This is a genomic window from Streptomyces sp. NPDC107538 (assembly GCF_055657445.1).
Window position 1 is genome coordinate 492343 of sequence record NZ_JBVKAY010000002.1, and the last position, 21130, is coordinate 513472.

The following is a 21130-nucleotide window of genomic DNA, read 5'->3' on the forward strand; positions in this document are numbered from 1 at the left end:
CAGGCCCGCACCGACGACCCGCGAGCCACCCGACACAGCGAGCGCCCACGCCACGGCCGCAGGGGCCCGTCCCGGTACGCCGGACACAGCAGGAACCGCCCCCGACACCGGCCCCGACGCCTGCCGTGCAGCCCGCTCGGGGCGCCCCATGAACCCACCCCCACGGCCATGGGCCCAGCCCTCACCACGGCCGCCGCCGCACTCCATACAGGCCACCCCGTGCCCCGGCCCTCACGCGGCTCACCCCTCCTGGATGGGCACCCCCTGACCCGGCCCCGCACAGCTCACCCCGGACGGGCGCCCCCTGCCCTTGCCCACGCGGCTCACCCCGGGCAGACCAGTCCCCGCTCCCGCACAGCTCACCCTGCGCGGGCCCCCTCCCCTTGCCCACACGGCTCACCCTGCGCGGGCCCCCTCCCCTTGCCCACGCAGCTCACCCCGCGCGGGCCCCCTCCCCTTGCCCACGCAGCTCACCCCGCGCGGGCCACCCCCTCCCACCCACCCCCACAGCTCACTCCCCCGGCCAGTTCGGCTCCCGCTTTTCGTTGAACGCGGCCACGCCCTCCGCGCGGTCGCCCGAAAAGGCGACCGAGCGCCAGGCGGCGTCCTCGACCTCCAGGCCGGCGCGCAGATCGAGCCCCTGGCCGAGCCGCAGCGCGCGCTTGGCCGCGCGCAGGCCGACGGGCGAGTTCGCGGCGATCCGCGCGGCCAGCGCCAGCGCCTCCGCCCGGTCCCGCCCCTCCTCCACCACCTGGTCCACGACCCCCAGCTCCCGCGCCTCCCCGGCCTCCAGCCGCCGCGCCGTGAAGATCAGCTCGGCGGCGCGCGCGGCCCCCACCCGACGCGGCAGCAACTGCGTCCCCCCGCCGCCCGGGATCACCCCCACCGACACCTCGGGCAGCCCCACCACCGCCGTACGGTCGGCCACGATCAGGTCGCAGGACAGGGCGAGTTCGAAGCCACCGCCCAGCGCGAAGCCGTGCACGGCGGCGATCGTGGGCATCGGCAGCTCCAGTACGCCGGTGTACGCCGCCCGCGCGACCGGCCGCTGCCGCACCAGATCGGCGTCACTGAACGAGTTCCGCTCCTTCAGATCCGCCCCCACGCAGAACGCCCGCTCGTGCGTGGACGTCACCACGACCACCCGCACGTCCCGGTCGGCCCCGAGCGCCTCGCACGCCGCCGCGACGGAACGGGCCATGTCGGTGGAGACGGCGTTCATGGCCTTGGGCCGGTCGAGGGCCAGCTCGGCGACGTACCCATGCCGCCGTACGACAACGAACTCCCCGAACCGCCGCTCACCCTCACCCATCAGACCCTCCCGGTTAACGCGTGTTAACTCCTGTCCCCCCGATCATCGCAGCCACCCCGGCACGGACGAAACCCCGAAACCACCCCAACGAGAGCCCCGCCGACCGCCCCCTTGACAAACCCCGGCGTCCTTTTCCCCGTACGGGTGACATCCGGGCCTTCTCCGACCGCACCGCCCACTCCGGCGCATAATCTGCGCTCCGCCACAGGCGCACCGGGTGACACGGGCGCGCAGGGGAGGGACGTACATGACGACAGACACGGTCACCAGGCCCACGCCGACCACACCACGAGCGCCACAAGCACCACGAGCCGCCACACCAACACCACAACAGCCACCGCCGACGGCACCGCCGACATCACAGGCACCGGCGGCGCCCGCGTCGACGGCGGCCCCGACGCCCTGGCGACCGTCGCCGACCCCGTACCGGCCGACAGCGACGTCGTACCAGTCAGCGGCGCCACGCGCCTCCGGGCTCTCGACGGCCCCCTCGGACCGGGCCGAGGACGTCCCCGGCCCCCCGGCGCCCCGGCCGCGCGGGCGGCACCGGCGGCCGAGGCCCCGGAAGCTGCTGTTCGCGGTGGGCGGGATGGCGCTGGCGGCGGGGGCGCTGAGTCTCCTGCGGCTGGGCTCGGACCCGGCCGGCGGCGGTGCCGGTACGGCGGCGGGCCCGGCACCGAGCGCGGCGGACGACATCACGGACGAGGCGGCCGACGCCGGTACGACCGTCGGCGACGAGCCCTCCCCCGACGCGGGCACCCCGACCGGCGGCGCCCCCATGGGCGGCGGAGACCCGGCACAGCCGCGGCAACCGGCACCAGGAGCCACCGCCCCCACACCCACACCCACCCCGTCCGCCTACCAGCCCGCCCCCTCCATCGGAGTCCAGATCCCCTCCGACACGAGCGCCCGAGACCTCCCCAGGACCCCGCCCGCCCAGAACACGCCCCCGAAGGCCCCCACCCCGGAACCCCCGCCCCCCACCCAGCCACCAGCGGCGGCCCCCGACCAGCCGAGCACCCCAGAGACCCCGAACCCCCCGTCGCCCCCCGGCGACACGACAACCCCCACCAAGCCCCCGAAGCCGGGCCTCTGCGTCCCCATCGTCGGCCTCTGCGTCAACGACACCCTGAACAGGTGAGGATCCCGGCCCACCACAAAAGCCCTGCCACAGGCCACCACCGCGCCCACCGCCGCCCCGGGCACCACGACGCCTCGACCCGCCCGCCCAAGCACCCGAGCCCGCCGGAAGCCCCTCGCTTTCCGCACCCGCCCAGCACGACGGCGACGTACCCGCTCCCACTCCAGGCGATGGGGGGCGCCTCCCGCTCAAGCGAAGCCGAAAGCGGGGGAGGGCGGGCGCAACGGCACCTCGTCACCGCCGAGCAGCGAAAACACCCCACCCGCACGCGCCCACCCGCACGCGACCACGCCCCACCCCGCACAGCCGGCCCCCACCGCTCCCCACACCCGAGCGCGGCCCGCCGCCCGCGGGCTCAGCCCTTCCCCGGCCTCCGCGTCAGCAGCCACGGCTGGACCACGCCCAGCCCACGCACCGGCCGCTGCCACATCGGCTGGAGGGCGAAACGATAGGTGGGCGGCTCCTCGCCCTCCTTCTCCGCGGCAGCAGCCGCTTCGGCGGCCTCGGCCTCGGAGGCGGGGGCCTCGCCCGTCCGGGTCAGCTCCTCGGCGAAGGCACCGTCGACGAGGACCGCGTCCTTGGGCGCTATCGACGTGAGCCGGCTCGCGAGGTTCACGGTCGAGCCGAAGACGTCGCCCATCCGCGTCGTCACCGTGCCGAAGGCCATGCCGACACGCAGCTCGGGCATGGTCTCGTCGTTGGCCATGGTCTCGATCAGGCGCAGCGCGATCTCGGCGGCCACACCGGCGTCGTCCGTGGCGTACAGGACCTCGTCGCCCAGGGTCTTGATGAGCCGTCCCCCGTTCGCCGCGACCAGATCCGCGGCCGTGGTCTCGAAGGCCTCGACGAGTTCGCCGAGTTCCTCCTCCTCCATCCGACGGGTCAGCCGTGTGAAGCCGACGAGGTCGGCGAAGCAGACCGCGAGCCGCCGGTCGACCATCTCCTCGTCGTCCGCGGCCTGCACGACCCGCCCGGTGGCGGCGGCGAGCTGACGCCGCCAGACATAGACGAGGAACTCCTCCAGCTCCGGCAGCAACAGCTCGACCAGCGGATACGTCACCTCGGTCCGGGTCATCCCCGGCTCCGGCGGCTCGGTGAGCCCCTCCAGGAAGGAGTCGATCTGCCACTCGGCGAGCCGCGCCGTGGTCTGCCCGGTCGAACGGGCCACCTGCACCGCCATGGCCTCGCTCAGCAGCCCCGCCTCCACGAGACCGGCGAGCCGCCGCAGCGCGAGCACGTCCGCCTCGGTCAGCGCCTTGGCCTGACCGATGTCCGCGAAGCCCATCGCCCGCCAGAAACGCGACGCCAGCTCCATGGAGACGCCCGCGCTACGGGCCGCCTGAAAGGGGGTGTACCGGCGCTCGGCCCCGAGGATCAGCCCTTCGAGCCGCAACGCCAGCGGGTCCTCCTCGTCGGCGTCCACGCCGTGGGGCTCGCCCCGCTCGAGCGAAGCCGAGAGAGGGGGCGGCTCCACGCGGCCATCCGCGTCCGTGCCGGAGCCCGTGTCCTCGACGCTCACTCCTGCTGCCCTTCCGATCTCCCGCGGTCACGTACTCGACCGGCCTCAACTCTACGGCAGGTGTGCGCCAGCTCACTCCGTGAGGTGGGCCCGATGGGGGCTACCCCCCACCATTGCTGGCCCGTCGGCGCCCGACCGCCCAGCCGGCGAAACCCCGCCCGAGCCCGACCCCACCCCGGGTTCCCACGCCCCACCGCCCCCACACCTCACACAACCCTCACCCGCCCCACCACCCACACCCACCCCACGGCCACCCACCGCACGGCCGTCACACGGCCCGCAGATGCACGATGTCCCCGGCCCCCACCGGCTCCTGCACACCTTCCCCCGTCGCGAGAACCAGCCGCCCGTCCCCGTCCACCGCCACGGCCTCCCCCACCACCGACCGGTCCCCGGGCAGCTCGGCGCGCACCTTGCGCCCCAAGGTCGCGCACCCGGCGGCGTAGGTCTCCTGGAGCCCGCTCACCGACGGGTCGCCCCCGGCGGCCCGCCACCGCCCGTACCAGTCCTCCAGGGACCGCAGCACGGCCCGCAGCAGCGGATCACGGTCCGTGCCCACCGCACCGGCGAGCACCAGGGACCCGGCCGCGGGCACCGGCAGCTCGTCCTCCCGCAGGCTGACATTGACTCCGATCCCGATGACCACCCCCTCCGCGCCCGCCCGCTCCGCGAGGATGCCGCCGGCCTTGCGCTCCTGCCCGTCCACGGTCACCAGCAGGTCGTTGGGCCACTTGAGTGCCGTGTCGATCCCGGCGGCCCGGGACAGCCCGGTCGCCACGGCGACACCGGTGAGCAGCGGCAGCCACCCCCACCGCTGGATGGGCACCTCCACCGGCTTGAGCAGGACGGAGAAGAACAGGCCGGAGCGCGCGGGCGCGGTCCAGATACGGTCCAGCCGCCCCCGCCCCGCCCGCTGCTCCTCGGCGACGAGCACCGCGCCCTCGGGCAGCCGGTCGGCGCGGCCCGCCAGATCCGTATTGGTGGAGTCGATGACCGGCACCACGTCCAGGGAGCTCCACAGCCCACCCTCCCGGACGAGCGCCCGGCGCAGGGAGGCGGAGTTGAGGGGCGGCCGGTCCAGGTCGGACCACCGGCTGCCGTGCTGGTCGTTACCGTCGTCTGAGGCATCTCGCGGCGTCATGCAACCCAGCGTAGGTGTGGTAAACGCCGCACTGCCGAACGGTAGGCGCAGCACTACGCTACGGATGAGTAACCCCACCCACGTCTGAGCACACCCCCGACAACACCCCATCTGCACCGATCGCACGTACCGAGCAGCACGTACCGATCACCGATCCCTCACGTCCCCATGAGCAGGCAGGGAGCCGCATCCCGATGTCCGAGCCGGTTGAGTCAGCACACATCGACATCCACACGACCGCGGGGAAGCTCGCGGATCTGGACCGCCGTATCCATGAGGCGACGCACGCCGGCTCCGAGCGCGCGGTGGAGAAGCAGCACGCCAAGGGCAAGCTGACGGCCCGTGAGCGGATCGAACTGCTCCTCGACGAGGACTCCTTCGTGGAGTTCGACGAGTTCGCCCGCCACCGCTCCACCGACTTCGGCATGGAGAACAACCGCCCTTACGGCGACGGCGTCGTGACCGGCTACGGCACGGTCGACGGCCGCCCGGTGGCCGTGTTCTCCCAGGACTTCACGGTCCTCGGCGGCTCGCTCGGCGAGGTCTTCGGCCAGAAGATCATGAAGGCGATGGACTTCGCCCTCAAGACGGGCTGCCCGGTCATCGGCATCAACGACTCCGGCGGCGCCCGCATCCAGGAGGGCGTCATGGCCCTCGGCATGTACGGCGAGATCTTCCGCCGCAACACCCACGCGTCCGGCGTCATCCCCCAGATCAGCCTGGTCGTCGGCCCCTGCGCGGGCGGAGCGGTGTACTCCCCCGCGATCACCGACTTCACGGTCATGGTCGACCAGACCTCGCACATGTTCATCACCGGCCCGGACGTCATCAAGACGGTCACCGGCGAGGACGTCGGCTTCGAGGAACTCGGCGGCGCCCGCACCCACAACGCCACCTCGGGCGTCGCCCACCACATGGCGGGGGACGAGAAGGACGCCATCGAATACGTCAAGCAGCTCCTCTCCTACCTCCCCTCCAACAACCTCAGCGAGCCCCCCGCCTTCCCCGAACAGGCCGACCTCACCGTCACCGACGAGGACCGCGAACTCGACACCCTCGTCCCCGACAGCGCCAACCAGCCCTACGACATGCACACGGTCATCGAACACGCCCTGGACGACGGCGAGTTCTTCGAGACCCAGGCCCTCTTCGCCCCGAACATCCTCACCGGCTTCGGCCGTATCGAGGGCCACCCGGTCGGCATCGTCGCCAACCAGCCCCAGCAGTTCGCCGGCTGCCTGGACATCGACGCCTCCGAAAAAGCAGCGCGCTTCGTGCGCACCTGCGACGCCTTCAACGTCCCCGTCCTGACCTTCGTCGACGTCCCCGGCTTCCTCCCGGGCGTCGGCCAGGAACACGAGGGCATCATCCGCCGCGGCGCGAAGCTCATCTACGCCTACGCGGAAGCCACCGTCCCCCTCATCACGGTCATCACCCGCAAGGCCTTCGGCGGCGCCTACGACGTCATGGGCTCCAAGCACCTCGGCGCCGACCTCAACCTCGCCTGGCCCACCGCCCAGATCGCCGTCATGGGCGCCCAGGGCGCGGTCAACATCCTCCACCGCCGCACCATCGCCGCCGCCCCCGACAACGAACGCGAGGCCCTCCGCGCCCGCCTCATCCAGGAGTACGAGGACACCCTCCTCAACCCCTACACAGCGGCCGAACGCGGCTACGTCGACGCCGTCATCACCCCCTCCGACACCCGCCGCCACCTCGTCCGGGGCCTGCGCCAACTCCGCACCAAGCGCGAGTCCCTCCCCCCGAAGAAGCACGGCAACATCCCCCTCTAAGGAGCCGCTGTGACGATCAAGGTCGTACGAGGCAACCCGACCCCCGAGGAACTGGCCGCCGCCCTGGCGGTGGTCAGAGCCCGCGCCGCGGCGGCAGCCACCGAACCACCCACCACTCCCACCCCCCGCGACGCCTGGTCCGACCCGTCCCGCATCGCCGCCCACCGCCTGCCGGCCCCGGGCCCCACCACCTGGAGCCGCACCTACTGGCCCGGCTGAGCGGAACCTCTCCTACCAACTTGAGTACGCGTACTCAGGCGCCGGCCACCCCCGCCGACGCACCATCGCCTCATGCTCTGGTCCGACCCTGAGAACGAGCCGCCGAAGGAACTGCGCGACACGCAGGCCATGCTTCGGCGGCTCGGCATCCTCATGGCCTGCGCCATGCTCCTGGCCATGCTCGTCCTGGGCATCCTCTGACCAATCACCACACACGCGCACCCCGACGATGGGTCGGCGGCGTACGGCGAGAAGGGGGCGTGTCGGGGGGTGTCCGCCCGCAGAGGTTGGCGCGTCAACCCCTCGAACTTCCCAGCCAACCGATTCCGCGCCGTTCCGAGGACGGACACCCCCCGACGCGCCCCCGACCCACCCACCCCCGCACCCGACGGACGACCCGCACCCCCTCAGGGGCGCGAGGCTGTGTCGACATGCGGCTCCGCCGCGTGAGCGCGAGAACCCCCACCGAACCCGCACCCGACGCACAACCAGGCAATACCCTGACCCCATGACCGCCCCACAAGCCCGCCGCCGCCTGATCCTCGCCTCCCAGTCCCCCGCCCGCCTGAACCTCCTCCGCCAGGCCGGCCTCACCCCCGAGGTGATCGTCAGCGGCGTCGACGAGGACGCCGTCACCGCCCCCACCCCCGCCGACCTGGCCCTAGCCCTGGCCGAGGCCAAGGCCTCCGTCGTGGCAGCAAGGCCGGAGGCCAAGGGCGCCCTGGTCATCGGCTGCGACTCGGTCCTCGACCTCGACGGCGAAGCCCTCGGCAAGCCGGCCGACGCCGAGGAGGCCACCGCCCGCTGGAAGTCCATGCGCGGCCGCGCGGGCACGCTCCAGACCGGCCACTGCGTCTACGACACCACCACCGGCCGCTACACCTCCGCGACCGCCTCCACGGTCGTCCACTTCGGCGAGCCCACGGACGAGGAGATCGCCGCGTACGTCGCCTCGGGCGAGCCCCTCCACGTCGCGGGCGCGTTCACCCTCGACGGCCGCTCGGCCCCGTTCATCGACGGTATCGAGGGCGACAACGGCAACGTCATCGGCATCAGCCTGCCCCTGCTCCGCCGTCTGCTGGCCCAACTGGGCGTAGGCATCACGGACCTGTGGGAGCAGTGACCCTCACGAAGCACTGGGCGCCGGAGGAGCAGCCTGCTCCACCGGCCCCGCACCCGAATCCGAACCCGCACCGCCACCACCCCCACCCCGCACCACATCGGCACCCGCACCCGCACCCGACCCCCGCGCCTCCCGGTCGTACGTCATCAGCGTGAGCAGCACGAGCCCCAGCACCACCATCATGAACGCGAACGCGCCCCACCCGACCAGCCCCACGGTGAGCGCGCCGAGCAGCCCGTGCACGACGGCCACACTGACGAGCAGGATCTTCCCGAGCCCGGCGGCGGGCCGGTTGCGCAGCGCGACGAGCAGGGCGACCACCCCACAGAAGACGAAATAGGCGCCGAAGACCACACCCCCGACCTTCGTGGAGACGGACATCGCATCCGGATCCAGCCCCGCGAGCGACATCTTCTGCCGGTCGACGACGGTGCCGAGGAACCACTGCAGCCCGGCGATCCCGAGCCCCTCCACGAACAGCACGATCGCCGTGACCACCGCCACCGGTCTGCGGATCACCGGCCCCACCCACTTCCACTCTCGCCCGCTGTTCTCGTCCCGCTGCTCTCAGCGCCTCGCACACCCATCTCGTTACCCCAGGTAGGTGTTCGAGACATCGCGAACGCTACTAACGGGTAAACCCCGGGACAAGGGTTCTCGCGAGAGCAAAGAATCGTTGGGCCATTAGTAGGGACTCCACAAAGAAACCCAACCGGCCGCAGCACGGCCGCACAGAGACCTTGACCACATCAGAGGGCTAGGGTTTCCGCGTGGGGTCCTGCGCAATGCAGTGCGACAAGGGATTTCGCCATCCGAGCGAGCCTCGTTTCACGCTCCGTGTGGGGAAGGTCACCACTGTGGACGGGTCGAAACGCCGTGTCGGCAGTCCCTAAACTCGGCTTGTTTCAAGGAGAGGGAGCCATCGTGCGCAAGGTGTTGATCGCCAACCGAGGCGAAATCGCTGTCCGCGTCGCCCGGGCGTGCCGGGACGCCGGGATCGCGAGCGTGGCCGTGTACGCCGATCCGGACCGGGACGCGCTGCATGTGCGGGCCGCGGACGAGGCGTTCGCACTGGGCGGTGACACGCCGGCGACCAGCTACCTGGACATGGGCAAGGTGCTGCAGGCGGCCAAGGACGCGGGCGCGGACGCGGTCCACCCGGGTTACGGCTTCCTCTCGGAGAACGCGGAGTTCGCGCAGGCGGTCCTGGACGCGGGTCTGATCTGGATCGGCCCGCCGCCGCAGGCGATCCGGGACCTGGGCGACAAGGTGGCGGCCCGTCACATCGCGCAGCGCGCCGGCGCCCCCCTCGTGGCCGGCACCCCGGACCCGGTCTCCGGCGCCGACGAGGTCGTGGCGTTCGCCGAGGAGCACGGCCTGCCGATCGCGATCAAGGCGGCCTTCGGCGGCGGCGGACGCGGCCTGAAGGTCGCCCGCACCCTCGAAGAGGTCCCCGAGCTGTACGACTCCGCCGTCCGCGAGGCCGTGGCGGCCTTCGGCCGGGGCGAGTGCTTCGTGGAGCGCTACCTCGACAAGCCCCGCCATGTGGAGACCCAGTGCCTGGCCGACTCCCACGGCAACGTGGTCGTGGTCTCCACCCGTGACTGCTCCCTGCAGCGCCGCCACCAGAAGCTCGTCGAGGAGGCCCCGGCCCCGTTCCTCTCCGAGGCGCAGAACGCCGAGCTGTACGCCGCTTCCAAGGCCATCCTCAAGGAGGCCGGCTACGTCGGCGCCGGCACCGTCGAGTTCCTGGTGGGCCTGGACGGCACGATCTCCTTCCTGGAGGTCAACACCCGCCTCCAGGTCGAGCACCCGGTCACCGAGGAGGTCACCGGCATCGACCTGGTCCGCGAGATGTTCCGCATCGCCGACGGCGAGGAACTCGGCTACGACGACCCGCCGCTGCGCGGCCACTCCTTCGAGTTCCGCATCAACGGCGAGGACCCGGGCCGGGGCTTCCTCCCCGCCCCCGGCACCGTCACCACGTTCACCGCGCCCACCGGCCCCGGTGTCCGCCTGGACGCGGGCGTGGAATCCGGCAGCGTGATCGGCCCGGCCTGGGACTCCCTCCTCGCCAAGCTGGTCATCACCGGCGCCACCCGGCAGCAGGCCCTGCAGCGCGCCGCCCGCGCCCTGGAGGAGTTCACCGTCGAGGGCATGGCCACCGCGATCCCCTTCCACCGCGCGGTCGTCACCGACCCGGCGTTCGGCCCCGAACTCACCGGCTCCAGCGACCCGTTCACGGTCCACACCCGCTGGATCGAGACCGAGTTCGTCAACGACATCAAGCCCTTCGCGGCCCCCGCCGACACCGAGGCCGAGGACGAGACCGACCGCGAGACCATCGTCGTCGAGGTCGGCGGCAAGCGCCTGGAGGTCTCCCTCCCCGCCGCGCTCGGTATGACCCTGGCCCGCACCGGCCTCGCCGCCGGCGCCAAGCCCAAGCGCCGCGCCGCCAAGAAGTCGGGCCCGGTGGCCTCCGGTGACACCCTCGCCTCCCCGATGCAGGGCACCATCGTCAAGGTCGCCGTCGAGGAGGGCCAGGAGGTCAAGGAAGGCGACCTCGTCGTCGTCCTCGAAGCCATGAAGATGGAACAGCCCCTCAACGCCCACCGCTCCGGCACCATCAAGGGCCTCAGCGCGGAGGTAGGCGCCTCCATCACCTCAGGCGCCCCCATCTGCGAGATCAAGGACTGACCCACACGAAGAACCCCCGCGCCCCCAATGTCTTCAGGGGCGCGGGGAACTGCGCGAGAAGCCCCCACTCACCCGCACCCGCGCAACTACCCCCATCACCCGAGCTCTTAGGCTGAACACGCCCCCGCCAGAAGAGAGCAGGTGAAACCAGAGTGAGCCCCACCCCTGTCAGGCCCCCCGCAGCCGGCCGGAGGCCCATGCGCGCGGACGCCCGCCGCAACCACGCCCGCCTGCTCACGGCGGCCCGCCTCGCCTTCGCGGCCCATGGCACCACCGCCTCGCTGGAGGACATCGCCCGTCGCGCGGACGTGGGCATCGGCACCCTCTACCGCCACTTCCCCAACCGCCAGGCCCTGCTGAGCGCGGTCTTCGAGGAAGCCGTGGCCGACCTGCTGGCCCGGGCCCGGACCCAGCTCGAAGCGGCGCAGCCCTGCACGGCGTTGGTCGCCTGGCTGCGCGACATCATCACCCATGCGGGCGAATACCGGGGGCTGGCCCAGGCCTTGATGACGGTCTCGTACGCGGACTCCCGCGCCGCGGACGAGACCCCCTCGGACCTGGCCCGGTGCTGTGCCCCCATCCGGGAGGCCGGCACCGCGCTCCTCCGCCGGGCCCAACGCGCCCACGCCGTACGCGACGACGTGTCCATCGGCGACCTGCTCCAGCTCACCCACGCGATCGCGCTGGCGGCCGAGGAAACCCCGGACGACCCGGAGTTGGCCGACCGCCTCCTCACCCTGACCCTGCGCGGCCTGAAGCCGTAGCCGCAGCGCAGCCGGAGCCGTAGCGGTATCCGACGACGCAGCCGTAGCCGGACAGCGCGGCGCGGCGCCGCGCGGCTACCGGCGGCGCAGGTCCGCGACCCGGGCCGCGCGCTCGCGCTCCCGTTCGCCGGCCGGTGGCTGGTCGCCCAGGACCGTGGCGGTGCGCAGCTGGGGCGCGGTGCCGTGGACCTGGTTGCGGCGGGGGCCCGGCAGGGGCACGTCCCGGCGCGAGGGACGCGCCGGGACGGGATCGCCTCCCGTACCACCGCCGCCCGACGCCCCGGCCACGGAGATCTGCACGCCCTGATCGGCCAGGGCCTGCAACTCGGTGACCGCGCGGTCGTCGTGGCCGGGCGGATCGTCGGTGACCAGCCGGGTGATGACGTCCGTCGGCACCGTCTGGAACATGGTGTCGGTGCCGAGTTTGGTGTGGTCGGCGAGGACGACGACCTCGGCGGCGGCCTGGACCAGCGCGCGGTCGACGGACGCCGACAGCATGTTGGACGTGGACAGGCCGCGCTCGGCGGTCAGTCCGCTCCCGGAGAGGAAGGCCTTGGAGACCCGCAGCCCCTGGAGGGACTGCTCGGCACCGGAGCCGACCAGGGCGTAGTTGGAACCGCGCAGGGTGCCACCGGTCATCACGACCTCCACCCGGTTGGCATGGGCCAACGCCTGGGCCACCAACAGGGAGTTGGTGACGACGGTCAGCCCGGGGACCCGCGCGAGCCGGCGTGCCAGCTCCTGCGTGGTGGTCCCCGCCCCGACCACGATGGCCTCGCCCTCTTCGACGAAGCTCGCGGCGAGGTCGGCGATGGCCGTCTTCTCGGCGGTCGCGAGATGAGACTTCTGCGGAAAGCCGGACTCCCGCGTGAACCCGCCCGGCAATACCGCACCGCCGTGCCGGCGGTCGAGGAGTCCTTCTGCCTCCAGAGCGCGCACGTCCCGCCGTACGGTCACTTCGGAGGTCTGGACGACGCGGGCGAGCTCACGGAGCGACACGGCTCCATTGGCCCGCACCATTTCGAGGATCAATTGACGACGTTCTGCAGCGAACACGAAACTGACAGTAACGCCAACGACCATCTGCTTTCAGCAGTTTGCGCCGAATAGCAGAAGTTGTTCGCAGGGTGGGGCAAGAAGTGATATAGGGAACCAGTCGCCGACCCAGGCTCCGTCGCCGACCCAGGCTCCGTCGCCGACCCAGGCTCCGTCGCCGGCCTAGGCGCCGTCGCCGGACTTGCGCGTGTGGAGCTGGCGGGCGACCTCGGCGATCGAACCCGACAGGGACGGGTACACGGTGAAGGCCTTCGCGATCTGTTCGACGGTCAGGTTGTTGTCGACCGCGATCGAGATGGGGTGGATCAGCTCCGAGGCACGCGGGGAGACCACGACACCGCCGACCACGATGCCGGTGCCGGGCCGGCAGAAGATCTTGACGAAGCCGTCCCGGATGCCCTGCATCTTGGCGCGCGGGTTGCGCAGCAGCGGCAGCTTCACGCCGACGGCGTCGATGACCCCGGAGTCCAGGTCGGCCTGGGTGTAGCCGACGGTGGCGATCTCGGGGTCGGTGAAGACGTTGGACGAGACGGTCTTCAGGTTCAGCGGGGCCACGGCGTCGCCGAGGAAGTGGTACATGGCGATACGGCCCTGCATCGCGGCGACGGACGCCAGGGCGAACACCCCGGTGACGTCACCGGCCGCGTACACACCGGGGGCGGTGGTCCGGGACACCTTGTCGGTCCAGATGTGCCCGGACTCCTTGACCTTGACCCCGGCCTCCTCCAGGCCCATCCCCGCGCTGTTGGGGATGGCGCCGACGGCCATCAGACAGTGCGAGCCGCTGATGACCCGGCCGTCCGCGAGCGTGACCTCGACCCGGTCCCCGACCCGCTTGGCGGACTGGGCCCGGGAGCGCGCCATGACGTTCATCCCGCGCCGCCGGAACACGTCCTCCAGGACGGCGGCGGCGTCCGGGTCCTCGCCCGGCAGCACCCGGTCCCGGCTGGAGACGAGCGTGACGCGCGACCCGAGCGCCTGGTAGGCGCCGGCGAACTCGGCACCGGTCACACCGGAGCCGACGACGATCAGTTCCTCGGGCAGTTCGTCGAGGTCGTAGACCTGGGTCCAGTTGAGGATCCGCTCCCCGTCGGGCTGGGCGTCGGGCACCTCGCGCGGGTGACCGCCGGTGGCGATCAGCACGGCGTCGGCGGTCAGCGTCTCCTCGGAGCCGTCGGCGGCGCGCACGACCACCTTGCGCGACCCGTCGAGGTCCTGCTGCCCCACGAGCCGCCCGCGCCCGCGCATGACCCGCGCGCCGGCGCGCGTCACGGAGGCGGTGATGTCGTGCGACTGCGCCAGCGCGAGCCGCTTCACACGCCGGTTGACCTTGCCGAGGTCCACGCCCACGACACGCGCGGGCGTGTCGATGTGCGGGGTGTCGTCGGCGACGATGATCCCGAGCTCCTCGTAGGAGGAGTCGAAGGTCGTCATCACCTCGGCCGTCGCGATGAGGGTCTTCGACGGCACGCAGTCGGTCAGCACCGACGCCCCGCCCAGACCGTCGCAGTCCACGACGGTCACCTCCGCGCCGAGCTGCGCGGCCACCAGCGCCGCCTCATAGCCGCCGGGTCCGCCACCGATGATCACGATCCGAGTCACATACCCCATTGTCCCGTACGACGCCCGATGCCACCGCGCCGGGGTACGGGGCGCCCCGTAAGGGGCGCGGGGAACTGCGCGACCAGCCACAACGAACCCGCACCCGCCCCACCACAGTCCCCCCACCCCCATCAGGCGCCCCAGCCCCGAGCGGAGCGCTCCCGTACCCTCTCCCCCATGTCGCTCTACGCCGCCTACGCCGGCAACCTGGACTCGCGTCTGATGTCCCGCCGCGCCCCCCACTCCCCGCTGCGCGCAACCGGCTGGCTGAACGACTGGCGGCTGACCTTCGGCGGCGAGCACATGGGCTGGGAGGGCGCGCTGGCCACGGTCGTGGAGGCGCCGCGCTCCCAGGTCTTCGTGGCGCTGTACGACATCGCCCCGATGGACGAGGACGCGATGGACCGCTGGGTCGGCGTCGGCCTGGACATATACCGCCGGATGCGGGTCCGCGTCCACACCCTGGACGGCGAGGAACCGGCCTGGGTCTACGTCCTCAACGGCTACGAGGGCGGCCTCCCCTCGGCCCGCTACCTGGGCGAGGTCGCGGACGCCGCCGAATCGGCCGGGGCACCACACGATTACGTGATGGAGCTGCGCAAGAGACCCTGCTGACGGGGCCCGACCCTAGACTTGGGAAACCGACGCATCAACGGGAGATCGCATGGCCCCCACTCCTACGTACGACGTCTATTACACGGTCCAGGCCGCTGCGGCGCGTGACCGACTGGACGACGAGCAGCGCGTCGCGTTCGACAAGGGGATCGCCCTGCTGGCCCGCGATCCGTTCCTTTCCCTGTCCCGGCCCATAGGGTCCACCGGTGACGACCGCACGATCCGGCTCACGCAGAACATCCTGGTCGAGTACACAGTCAGCAGGGGACGGCTGTTGATCTTCATCGTCGAGGTCTTCAACGACAAGGACATCCTGATCCCCGAGGCTTGATCCTCCCCGACGGGCCCGCCCCGTGGTTGGGAAACGACAAGGCAACGATCCCGATCCGGTGAGCCTCGTCATCTACGCGCGTAGGCCAGGACCGGATACCCTCGTCGCGTGAACGCATCTCTTCTTCCGGACGACATCCAGGGCGACCCGTACGCCGCCGCCGACGCCGCCGCCGCGCGCCTGCGCGAGCTGACGGGCGCCGAGACCCACGACGTCGCTCTTGTGATGGGCTCCGGCTGGGCCCCGGCCGTGGACGCCCTCGGCGCTCCCGAGGCCGAGTTCCAGGTCACCGAGCTGCCCGGCTTCCCGCCGCCGGCAGTCGAGGGCCACGGCGGCAAGGTCCGCTCGTACAAGATCGGTGACAAGCGCGCGCTCGTCTTCCTGGGCCGCACCCACTACTACGAGGGCCGTGGCGTCGCCGCCGTGGCGCACGGTGTCCGTACCGCCGTCGCCGCCGGTGTGAAGACGATCGTCCTCACCAACGGCTGCGGTGGGCTCCGCCAGGGCATGCGGCCCGGCCAGCCGGTCCTGATCAGCGACCATCTGAACCTGACGGCGACGTCGCCGATCGTCGGCGCGAACTTCGTCGACCTCACCGATCTCTACTCCCCGCGGCTGCGCGCCCTGTGCAAGGAGATCGACCCCTCCCTCGAAGAGGGCGTCTACGCCCAGTTCACGGGCCCGCACTACGAGACCCCGGCGGAGATCCGCATGGCCCGCGTCATCGGCGCGGACCTGGTCGGCATGTCCACGGTCCTGGAGGCCATCGCCGCGCGCGAGGCCGGTGCGGAGGTGCTGGGCATCTCCCTCGTCACCAACCTGGCCGCCGGGATGACGGGGGAGCCCCTCAACCACGAAGAGGTCCTCCAGGCGGGCCGCGACTCGGCGACGCGCATGGGTGCGCTGCTGACGCGGGTCCTCGACCGGCTGTAGCCCGTGGGGGCTCCGCCGGGGGGCGCGTTCTTCGGGTGCGGGTGCGTGGGGGCTGGTCGCGCAGTTCCCCGCGCCCCTGAAAAGCGGGGGCTACGCCCCCCCGCTTTTCAGGCCGCAAGGCCTGGCCTTTGTCTTTTAGGGGCGCGGGGAACTGCGCGAGAAGCCCCACCGGACCCGCACCCGACAACGCACCCCCTGTACATCGCCCCCCTCGACTCAACGCATCTCGACGCATCCACAAACAAAGAACGAGAGGTTGACCCCCGTGCACGACGACCTGATCGCCCGCGCCGAGGCGTGGCTGGCCGAGGACCCCGACCCGGACACCCGGGCCGAACTCGGCGCGCTGATCGACGCGGCGGACACGGCGGAGCTGACCGCCCGTTTCTCCGGCACCCTCCAGTTCGGCACCGCAGGCCTGCGGGGCGAACTGGGCGCCGGCCCGATGCGCATGAACCGCTCGGTCGTCATCCGCGCCGCCGCCGGTCTCGCCGCGTACCTGAACCAGCAGGGCGCCACCGGCGGCCTCGTCGTCATCGGCTACGACGCCCGCCACAAGTCCGCCGACTTCGCCCGCGACACCGCCGCCGTGATGACCGGCGCGGGCCTGCGCGCGGCCGTCCTCCCCCGCCCCCTCCCCACGCCCGTCCTGGCCTTCGCCATAAGGCACCTGGGCGCGGTCGCGGGCGTGGAGGTCACCGCCAGCCACAACCCGCCGCGCGACAACGGCTACAAGGTCTACCTGGGCGACGGCTCCCAGATCGTGCCCCCGGCCGACGCCGGCATCGCGGCCGAGATCGCCGCCGTACGCTCCCTCGCCGACGTCCCCCGCCCGGAGTCCGGCTGGGACACCCTCGACGACAGCGTCCTGGACGCCTATCTGGCCCGTACGGACGCGGTCCTCGCCCCCGGCTCCGCGCGGACCGCCCGCACGGTCTACACGGCGATGCACGGCGTCGGCAGGGACGTGCTGCTGGCGGCGTTCGCGCGCGCGGGCTTCCCGGAGCCCGTGCTCGTCGCCGAGCAGGCGGACCCGGACCCGGAGTTCCCGACGGTCGCCTTCCCGAACCCGGAGGAGCCCGGCGCGATGGACCTCGCCTTCGCGAAGGCCCGCGAGACGGACCCCGACCTGATCGTGGCCAACGACCCGGACGCCGACCGCTGCGCCGTGGCCGTGAAGGACGGCGGCGACTGGCGGATGCTGCGCGGTGACGAGGTCGGCGCGCTGCTCGCCGCCCACCTGGTCGCGCGCGGCGCCCAGGGCACCTTCGCCGAGTCGATCGTCTCCTCGTCCCTCCTCGGCCGGATCGCCGAGAAGGCGGGCCTCCCCTACGAGGAGACCCTCACCGGCTTCAAGTGGATCGCCCGCGTCGAGGGCCTGCGCTACGGCTACGAGGAGGCCCTCGGCTACTGCGTGGACCCCGAGGGCGTCCGCGACAAGGACGGCATCACGGCGGCCCTGCTCATCACGGAACTCGCCTCGCAGCTGAAGGAGGAGGGCCGTACCCTCCTCGACCTGCTGGACGACATCGCCGTCGAGCACGGTCTGCACGCCACGGACCAGCTCTCGGTGCGGGTCGAGGACCTCTCGCTCATCGCCCGCGCGATGGAGCGGCTCCGCGAGCGGCCCCCGACCGCCCTGGCCGGCTTGGCCGTCACCGCGGCCGAGGACCTGACCCGGGGCACGGACCGGCTGCCGCCCACGGACGGCCTGCGCTACACCCTCGACGGCGCCCGCGTCATCGTCCGCCCCAGCGGCACCGAGCCCAAGCTGAAGTGCTACCTGGAGGTCGTCGTCCCCGTCCCCGACCACGCGAGCCTCCCAGCGGCCCACGACAAGGCATCCGCCCTCCTGACCGGAATCAAGCACGACCTGTCGCAGGCAGCGGGCATCTGACCCAACACCCCGCCGACGCGAGAAGGCCCCGACCGGATCGCCGGTCGGGGCCTTCGCTCGTCCACGGGCCCTGCCTAGGGCACCAGCACCAGTGCCGCCACCCAGGCCACGGCCAGCGCCACGCTCAGCGGCCACAGCGGAAGCTCCCGGCCCGCGCGCTCGCCCTCGGGCCGCAGCGCGGGGTCCTCCCACATGGCGGTGATCTCCGCGGCGGTCCGCTCGTACGGGTGGACCAGGCGCAGCTTCCGCTCCAGCCGGCGCCAGCGCTCCGACCGTACGGACCAGGTCGGGAACGACGCCCGGCGGCTGTCCACGGTCAGCACGGCACCGGTGCACCGGACGGTCATCAGGTCGTCCCACGCGATGTGCCCGGTCCGCCGCCAGCCCCTCAGCCACAGGCCCGAGCGGTCGGCGGTGATGCGCCAGGCGAGCAGTTGGGGCAGCGTCAGGATGCCGAAGAGCCCGACGACGCCACCGAGGACGTACTGCTTCAGTCCGTCCGGGTACAGCCCGACGGCGGCGATCGCGACGATCATGAACAGGGCGGTGGTCCAGTCGGCCCACCCCGCCCGCCAGCGCCGTACGGCCACGGCCTCGTCCCCCAGCCGCGCCCGGCTCTCCGTGACGGCGGTGGCCCGCAGTTCCTCGTGGACCGTGTGCCGGCGCGCCCCGGCCAGATGGGCGGCGGCCCGACGTCGTACGGCCCGGTCGGACAGCGGCCGTACCGGCCCGCTCGACGACTCGACGACCAGTTCCACCGGTTCCACCGGTTCCACCGGTTCCGCGGCCGTCTCCGCGCCTGGAGCACCGACCGGCTTCTCCAGGCCGACCGGCACCGAAGCCCCGTCCGCACCCTCCGCCGTGCCCTCGGCCGTCCTCTCCGTCCTCTCCGCCGCGCTGACGATCACGATCTCGGCACCGTCGTGGGGCGGCCCGTACAGGACGGCCTCGCGCAGGGGACCGGGCTGGTCGTCGTCGTCCTCCGCGCCCTCGATGGCGTCGAGAAGCGCGTCCCGGTCCTCCCGACCCCGGCGCCCCTCGGCCTCCTCGTCACCGTCACCATCGCTCTCGCTGTCGTCATCGTCGTCGCTGTCGTCGTACCACTCCTCGGCCGTGACGCTGAACAACGGCCTCAGCGCGTCCACGTCGTCGGCGGCGAAGACCTCGACGTCCCCGTCGGCGCCGTCGCGGACGAGGACCCGGAGCACCGGCACGGGCGCGCGGCGCAGCGCGGCGGCGCGGCGGCGTCCGAGCCACCCGGAGAGCAGCGAGGTGAGCCCCCAACCCGTCACGAACCATCCGACGAGCGTGGCCTCGTGCCGGTCGGTGGCCGCGTCCCCGCCGGAGACGAAGGCGAGCAGCCCCGCACCGAGCAGGATCAGCACCCAGCCGAGCCCCATGAGGAACCGGCCGCGTCGCAGCGGCCCCACGCCGTCCGGCACCGTGGCGGTCGCCCCCTCGGCGGCCGACAGGGCCCACTGCCGCTGGAGCCTCGCCCTGCTCATCCGGATCTCGGCCACGGCCCAGCTGAAGGTCACCGCGAGGAGACCCAGCAGGGTCGGTACGTCGTGCGATCCCCCGAACCAGCCCAGCAGGAGCATCAGCGCGGGCGCCGAGAACCGTACGACCTCGGGCCTGACCAGGGTCCACACCACCTGGAGCGGGGCCAGCACGGCGAGGGCGGCGGGCACCTCGGCGAAGTTGGTCAGCCAGAAGCCGATGATCAGACCGCCCGGGACCACGGCGAGGAGGTGCAGGGGGCGCGTACGGGCCGCCACCCACAGCGGCGGCCGGGCCCGCGCCCAGGCCTCCAGCTTCTCCCCGCCCCAGGCGACACCGCCCGCGGGCACGGCGGACGCGGGCAGCCGGTACGGCGGGGGGTGCCCCTGGGAGGGGGTTTCGAGCTCGGTACTCATCGTTCTGTGGACACTCCGGCCGCGATCGTGGTGGCGCCCCCTCGTCGCGCGCGATGCGACGTGGTCCGAACGGACCGAGCGGACCGAGCTGTGCAGCCGGGACGCCGAGGCAGGTGAGGCAGGTGAGGCAGGTGAGGCGTGTGCGGCATGTGAGGCGTGTTCTGACTCAACGCGCTCCGCTTCACGGGCAGTTGGACATGTGCGAACGAACCGCACATCGGGTCCGGCACGTTTCCGCCACCATAGAACAGGCGTCCGGAACTCCGCCCGAGAAAAGTGCCGGGGCGAGCGAGGTCACCCGACGGCGATCAGCACCAGCAGCAACACGGCCCCCGCCGCCGCCGGCCCCATGATCTCCCAGGCCCACCGCACGCTCGGCTCCCCCTGCGACCCGGCCGCCTTCGCCCGCGCCTCGCACAGCTCCCGCAGATCGGCCATGACCTGGTCGGTCTCCGCCCGCACGGTCCGCGCGTCAGCGGCCGTACGACCGCCACCGCCTCCCTTGGCCGCACGACGGTCCTCGCGGGCCTGATGCCGGGCGGCCTTCTTGCGCCCGCGCAGGGAGACGGGGATCGCCCAGAGCTGGTACTTGGCGCCGCTCTCGTCGATCACCTCGTTGGTGTAACCCGACCGCAGCGACACGACACGCGCCCAGGGCAGCTCGATCACCCGGAACGGGTTGCGCACCCGCAGCCGGTCGTCGCCCGCGAACACGGCCGGCCGCACCGAGAAGGCGACCACCAGCGGCACGGCCACCAGCATCGACGCCAGCGCCAGCCAGGGCGTACGCCCCTCCCCCGACACCACCGCGTCCCCGCCGAGCCAGCCGAACAGCCCGAGCAGCAACACCCCGCCCACCAGCCCGGCGGGCGACCGGTAGACCCGGTCCTTGTACACGGGCTTGCCGGACTTGCCGGCTCCGGCGGCTTTGCCGGGCTTCGGCGCGGAGGCCTGATCCGAGGTGCTCATACGTCCGATTCTGCCCGACGCCCCGCGCCCACCCGCAGCCACCGGACGACCGCGCGCCCCCGCCCCTGCACGCGCCCACCGAACAATCCGGGGGCTGTACAC

Annotated in this window: 19 protein-coding genes; 11 read left to right on the forward strand and 8 right to left on the reverse strand. The window is 72.5% G+C overall.

Features of this window, described 5'->3' with window-relative positions; genetic code table 11:
* Positions 1 to 511: 511 nt before the first annotated feature.
* Positions 512 to 1312 carry an enoyl-CoA hydratase/isomerase family protein gene (locus tag ACZ7MG_RS08035; protein ID WP_471388113.1) on the reverse strand — a complete coding sequence of 267 codons (801 nt, stop codon included), beginning with the start codon at positions 1310 to 1312 and terminating at the stop codon, positions 512 to 514.
* A 589-nt stretch (positions 1313 to 1901) separates the two neighbouring features.
* Here ACZ7MG_RS08035 and ACZ7MG_RS08040 point away from each other — a divergent pair.
* A complete protein-coding gene (locus tag ACZ7MG_RS08040) occupies positions 1902 to 2453 on the forward strand; it encodes a hypothetical protein (RefSeq protein ID WP_471388116.1) in 552 nt (183 codons plus the stop codon).
* A 355-nt stretch (positions 2454 to 2808) separates the two neighbouring features.
* Here ACZ7MG_RS08040 and ACZ7MG_RS08045 read toward each other — a convergent pair whose 3' ends face one another.
* Complete coding sequence (locus ACZ7MG_RS08045) at positions 2809 to 3972, reverse strand: adenylate/guanylate cyclase domain-containing protein (protein ID WP_471388119.1); 1164 nt, start codon at positions 3970 to 3972, stop codon at positions 2809 to 2811.
* Positions 3973 to 4240: 268 nt separating this feature from the next.
* Positions 4241 to 5113 (reverse strand): biotin--[acetyl-CoA-carboxylase] ligase, encoded by an 873-nt coding sequence (locus ACZ7MG_RS08050; protein ID WP_471388122.1) that lies wholly within the window; start codon positions 5111 to 5113, stop codon positions 4241 to 4243.
* A 194-nt stretch (positions 5114 to 5307) separates the two neighbouring features.
* Here ACZ7MG_RS08050 and ACZ7MG_RS08055 point away from each other — a divergent pair, with 194 nt between their 5' ends.
* The 4 genes from ACZ7MG_RS08055 to ACZ7MG_RS08070 all read left to right on the forward strand — a co-directional run bounded on the left by ACZ7MG_RS08055 (position 5308) and on the right by ACZ7MG_RS08070 (position 8248).
* Positions 5308 to 6906: an acyl-CoA carboxylase subunit beta gene (locus ACZ7MG_RS08055; RefSeq protein ID WP_471388125.1), complete on the forward strand. Its 1599-nt coding sequence runs from the start codon at positions 5308 to 5310 to the stop codon at positions 6904 to 6906.
* 9 nt (positions 6907 to 6915) lie between these two features.
* Positions 6916 to 7125 (forward strand): acyl-CoA carboxylase epsilon subunit, encoded by a 210-nt coding sequence (locus tag ACZ7MG_RS08060; protein WP_471388128.1) that lies wholly within the window; start codon positions 6916 to 6918, stop codon positions 7123 to 7125.
* Between the two features lie 72 nt (positions 7126 to 7197).
* The gene (gene mmpB, locus ACZ7MG_RS08065; RefSeq protein ID WP_471388131.1) at positions 7198 to 7326 is read left to right on the forward strand and encodes a morphogenic membrane protein MmpB; all 129 of its coding nucleotides are present in this window, start codon (positions 7198 to 7200) and stop codon (positions 7324 to 7326) included.
* A 307-nt stretch (positions 7327 to 7633) separates the two neighbouring features.
* Positions 7634 to 8248: a Maf family protein gene (locus ACZ7MG_RS08070; protein WP_471388134.1), complete on the forward strand. Its 615-nt coding sequence runs from the start codon at positions 7634 to 7636 to the stop codon at positions 8246 to 8248.
* Between the two features lie 3 nt (positions 8249 to 8251).
* Here ACZ7MG_RS08070 and ACZ7MG_RS08075 read toward each other — a convergent pair whose 3' ends face one another.
* The gene (locus ACZ7MG_RS08075) at positions 8252 to 8767 is read right to left on the reverse strand and encodes a hypothetical protein (RefSeq protein WP_471388137.1); all 516 of its coding nucleotides are present in this window, start codon (positions 8765 to 8767) and stop codon (positions 8252 to 8254) included.
* 405 nt (positions 8768 to 9172) lie between these two features.
* Between ACZ7MG_RS08075 and ACZ7MG_RS08080 the strand changes: the two genes are divergently transcribed.
* Both ACZ7MG_RS08080 and ACZ7MG_RS08085 read left to right on the forward strand, forming a co-directional pair.
* A complete protein-coding gene (locus tag ACZ7MG_RS08080; protein ID WP_471388140.1) occupies positions 9173 to 10945 on the forward strand; it encodes an acetyl/propionyl/methylcrotonyl-CoA carboxylase subunit alpha in 1773 nt (590 codons plus the stop codon).
* 197 nt (positions 10946 to 11142) lie between these two features.
* The gene (locus ACZ7MG_RS08085; protein ID WP_471388144.1) at positions 11143 to 11709 is read left to right on the forward strand and encodes a TetR/AcrR family transcriptional regulator; all 567 of its coding nucleotides are present in this window, start codon (positions 11143 to 11145) and stop codon (positions 11707 to 11709) included.
* Between the two features lie 75 nt (positions 11710 to 11784).
* Here the strand turns inward: ACZ7MG_RS08085 and ACZ7MG_RS08090 are convergent, their stop codons facing one another.
* Positions 11785 to 12792 (reverse strand): DeoR/GlpR family DNA-binding transcription regulator, encoded by a 1008-nt coding sequence (locus ACZ7MG_RS08090; RefSeq protein WP_086762927.1) that lies wholly within the window; start codon positions 12790 to 12792, stop codon positions 11785 to 11787.
* 135 nt (positions 12793 to 12927) lie between these two features.
* Positions 12928 to 14376: an NAD(P)H-quinone dehydrogenase gene (locus ACZ7MG_RS08095; protein WP_471388147.1), complete on the reverse strand. Its 1449-nt coding sequence runs from the start codon at positions 14374 to 14376 to the stop codon at positions 12928 to 12930.
* Between the two features lie 168 nt (positions 14377 to 14544).
* On the opposite strand from ACZ7MG_RS08095, the gene ACZ7MG_RS08100 reads away from it, so the two are divergent.
* From ACZ7MG_RS08100 to ACZ7MG_RS08115, 4 genes are all read left to right on the forward strand, one after another.
* The gene (locus ACZ7MG_RS08100) at positions 14545 to 14982 is read left to right on the forward strand and encodes a gamma-glutamylcyclotransferase family protein (protein WP_045562870.1); all 438 of its coding nucleotides are present in this window, start codon (positions 14545 to 14547) and stop codon (positions 14980 to 14982) included.
* Between the two features lie 49 nt (positions 14983 to 15031).
* Complete coding sequence (locus ACZ7MG_RS08105) at positions 15032 to 15313, forward strand: type II toxin-antitoxin system RelE family toxin (RefSeq protein ID WP_471388151.1); 282 nt, start codon at positions 15032 to 15034, stop codon at positions 15311 to 15313.
* Between the two features lie 108 nt (positions 15314 to 15421).
* A complete protein-coding gene (locus ACZ7MG_RS08110; protein ID WP_471388154.1) occupies positions 15422 to 16246 on the forward strand; it encodes a purine-nucleoside phosphorylase in 825 nt (274 codons plus the stop codon).
* A 265-nt stretch (positions 16247 to 16511) separates the two neighbouring features.
* Complete coding sequence (locus ACZ7MG_RS08115; RefSeq protein ID WP_471388157.1) at positions 16512 to 18143, forward strand: phospho-sugar mutase; 1632 nt, start codon at positions 16512 to 16514, stop codon at positions 18141 to 18143.
* Positions 18144 to 18217: 74 nt separating this feature from the next.
* On the opposite strand, the gene ACZ7MG_RS08120 is transcribed toward ACZ7MG_RS08115, so the two are convergent.
* On the reverse strand, positions 18218 to 20059 hold the full coding sequence (locus tag ACZ7MG_RS08120) for a hypothetical protein (RefSeq protein ID WP_471388160.1): 1842 nt from the start codon (positions 20057 to 20059) through the stop codon (positions 18218 to 18220).
* A 294-nt stretch (positions 20060 to 20353) separates the two neighbouring features.
* Complete coding sequence (locus ACZ7MG_RS08125) at positions 20354 to 21028, reverse strand: PH domain-containing protein (protein WP_471388162.1); 675 nt, start codon at positions 21026 to 21028, stop codon at positions 20354 to 20356.
* Between the last annotated feature and the right edge of the window lie 102 nt (positions 21029 to 21130).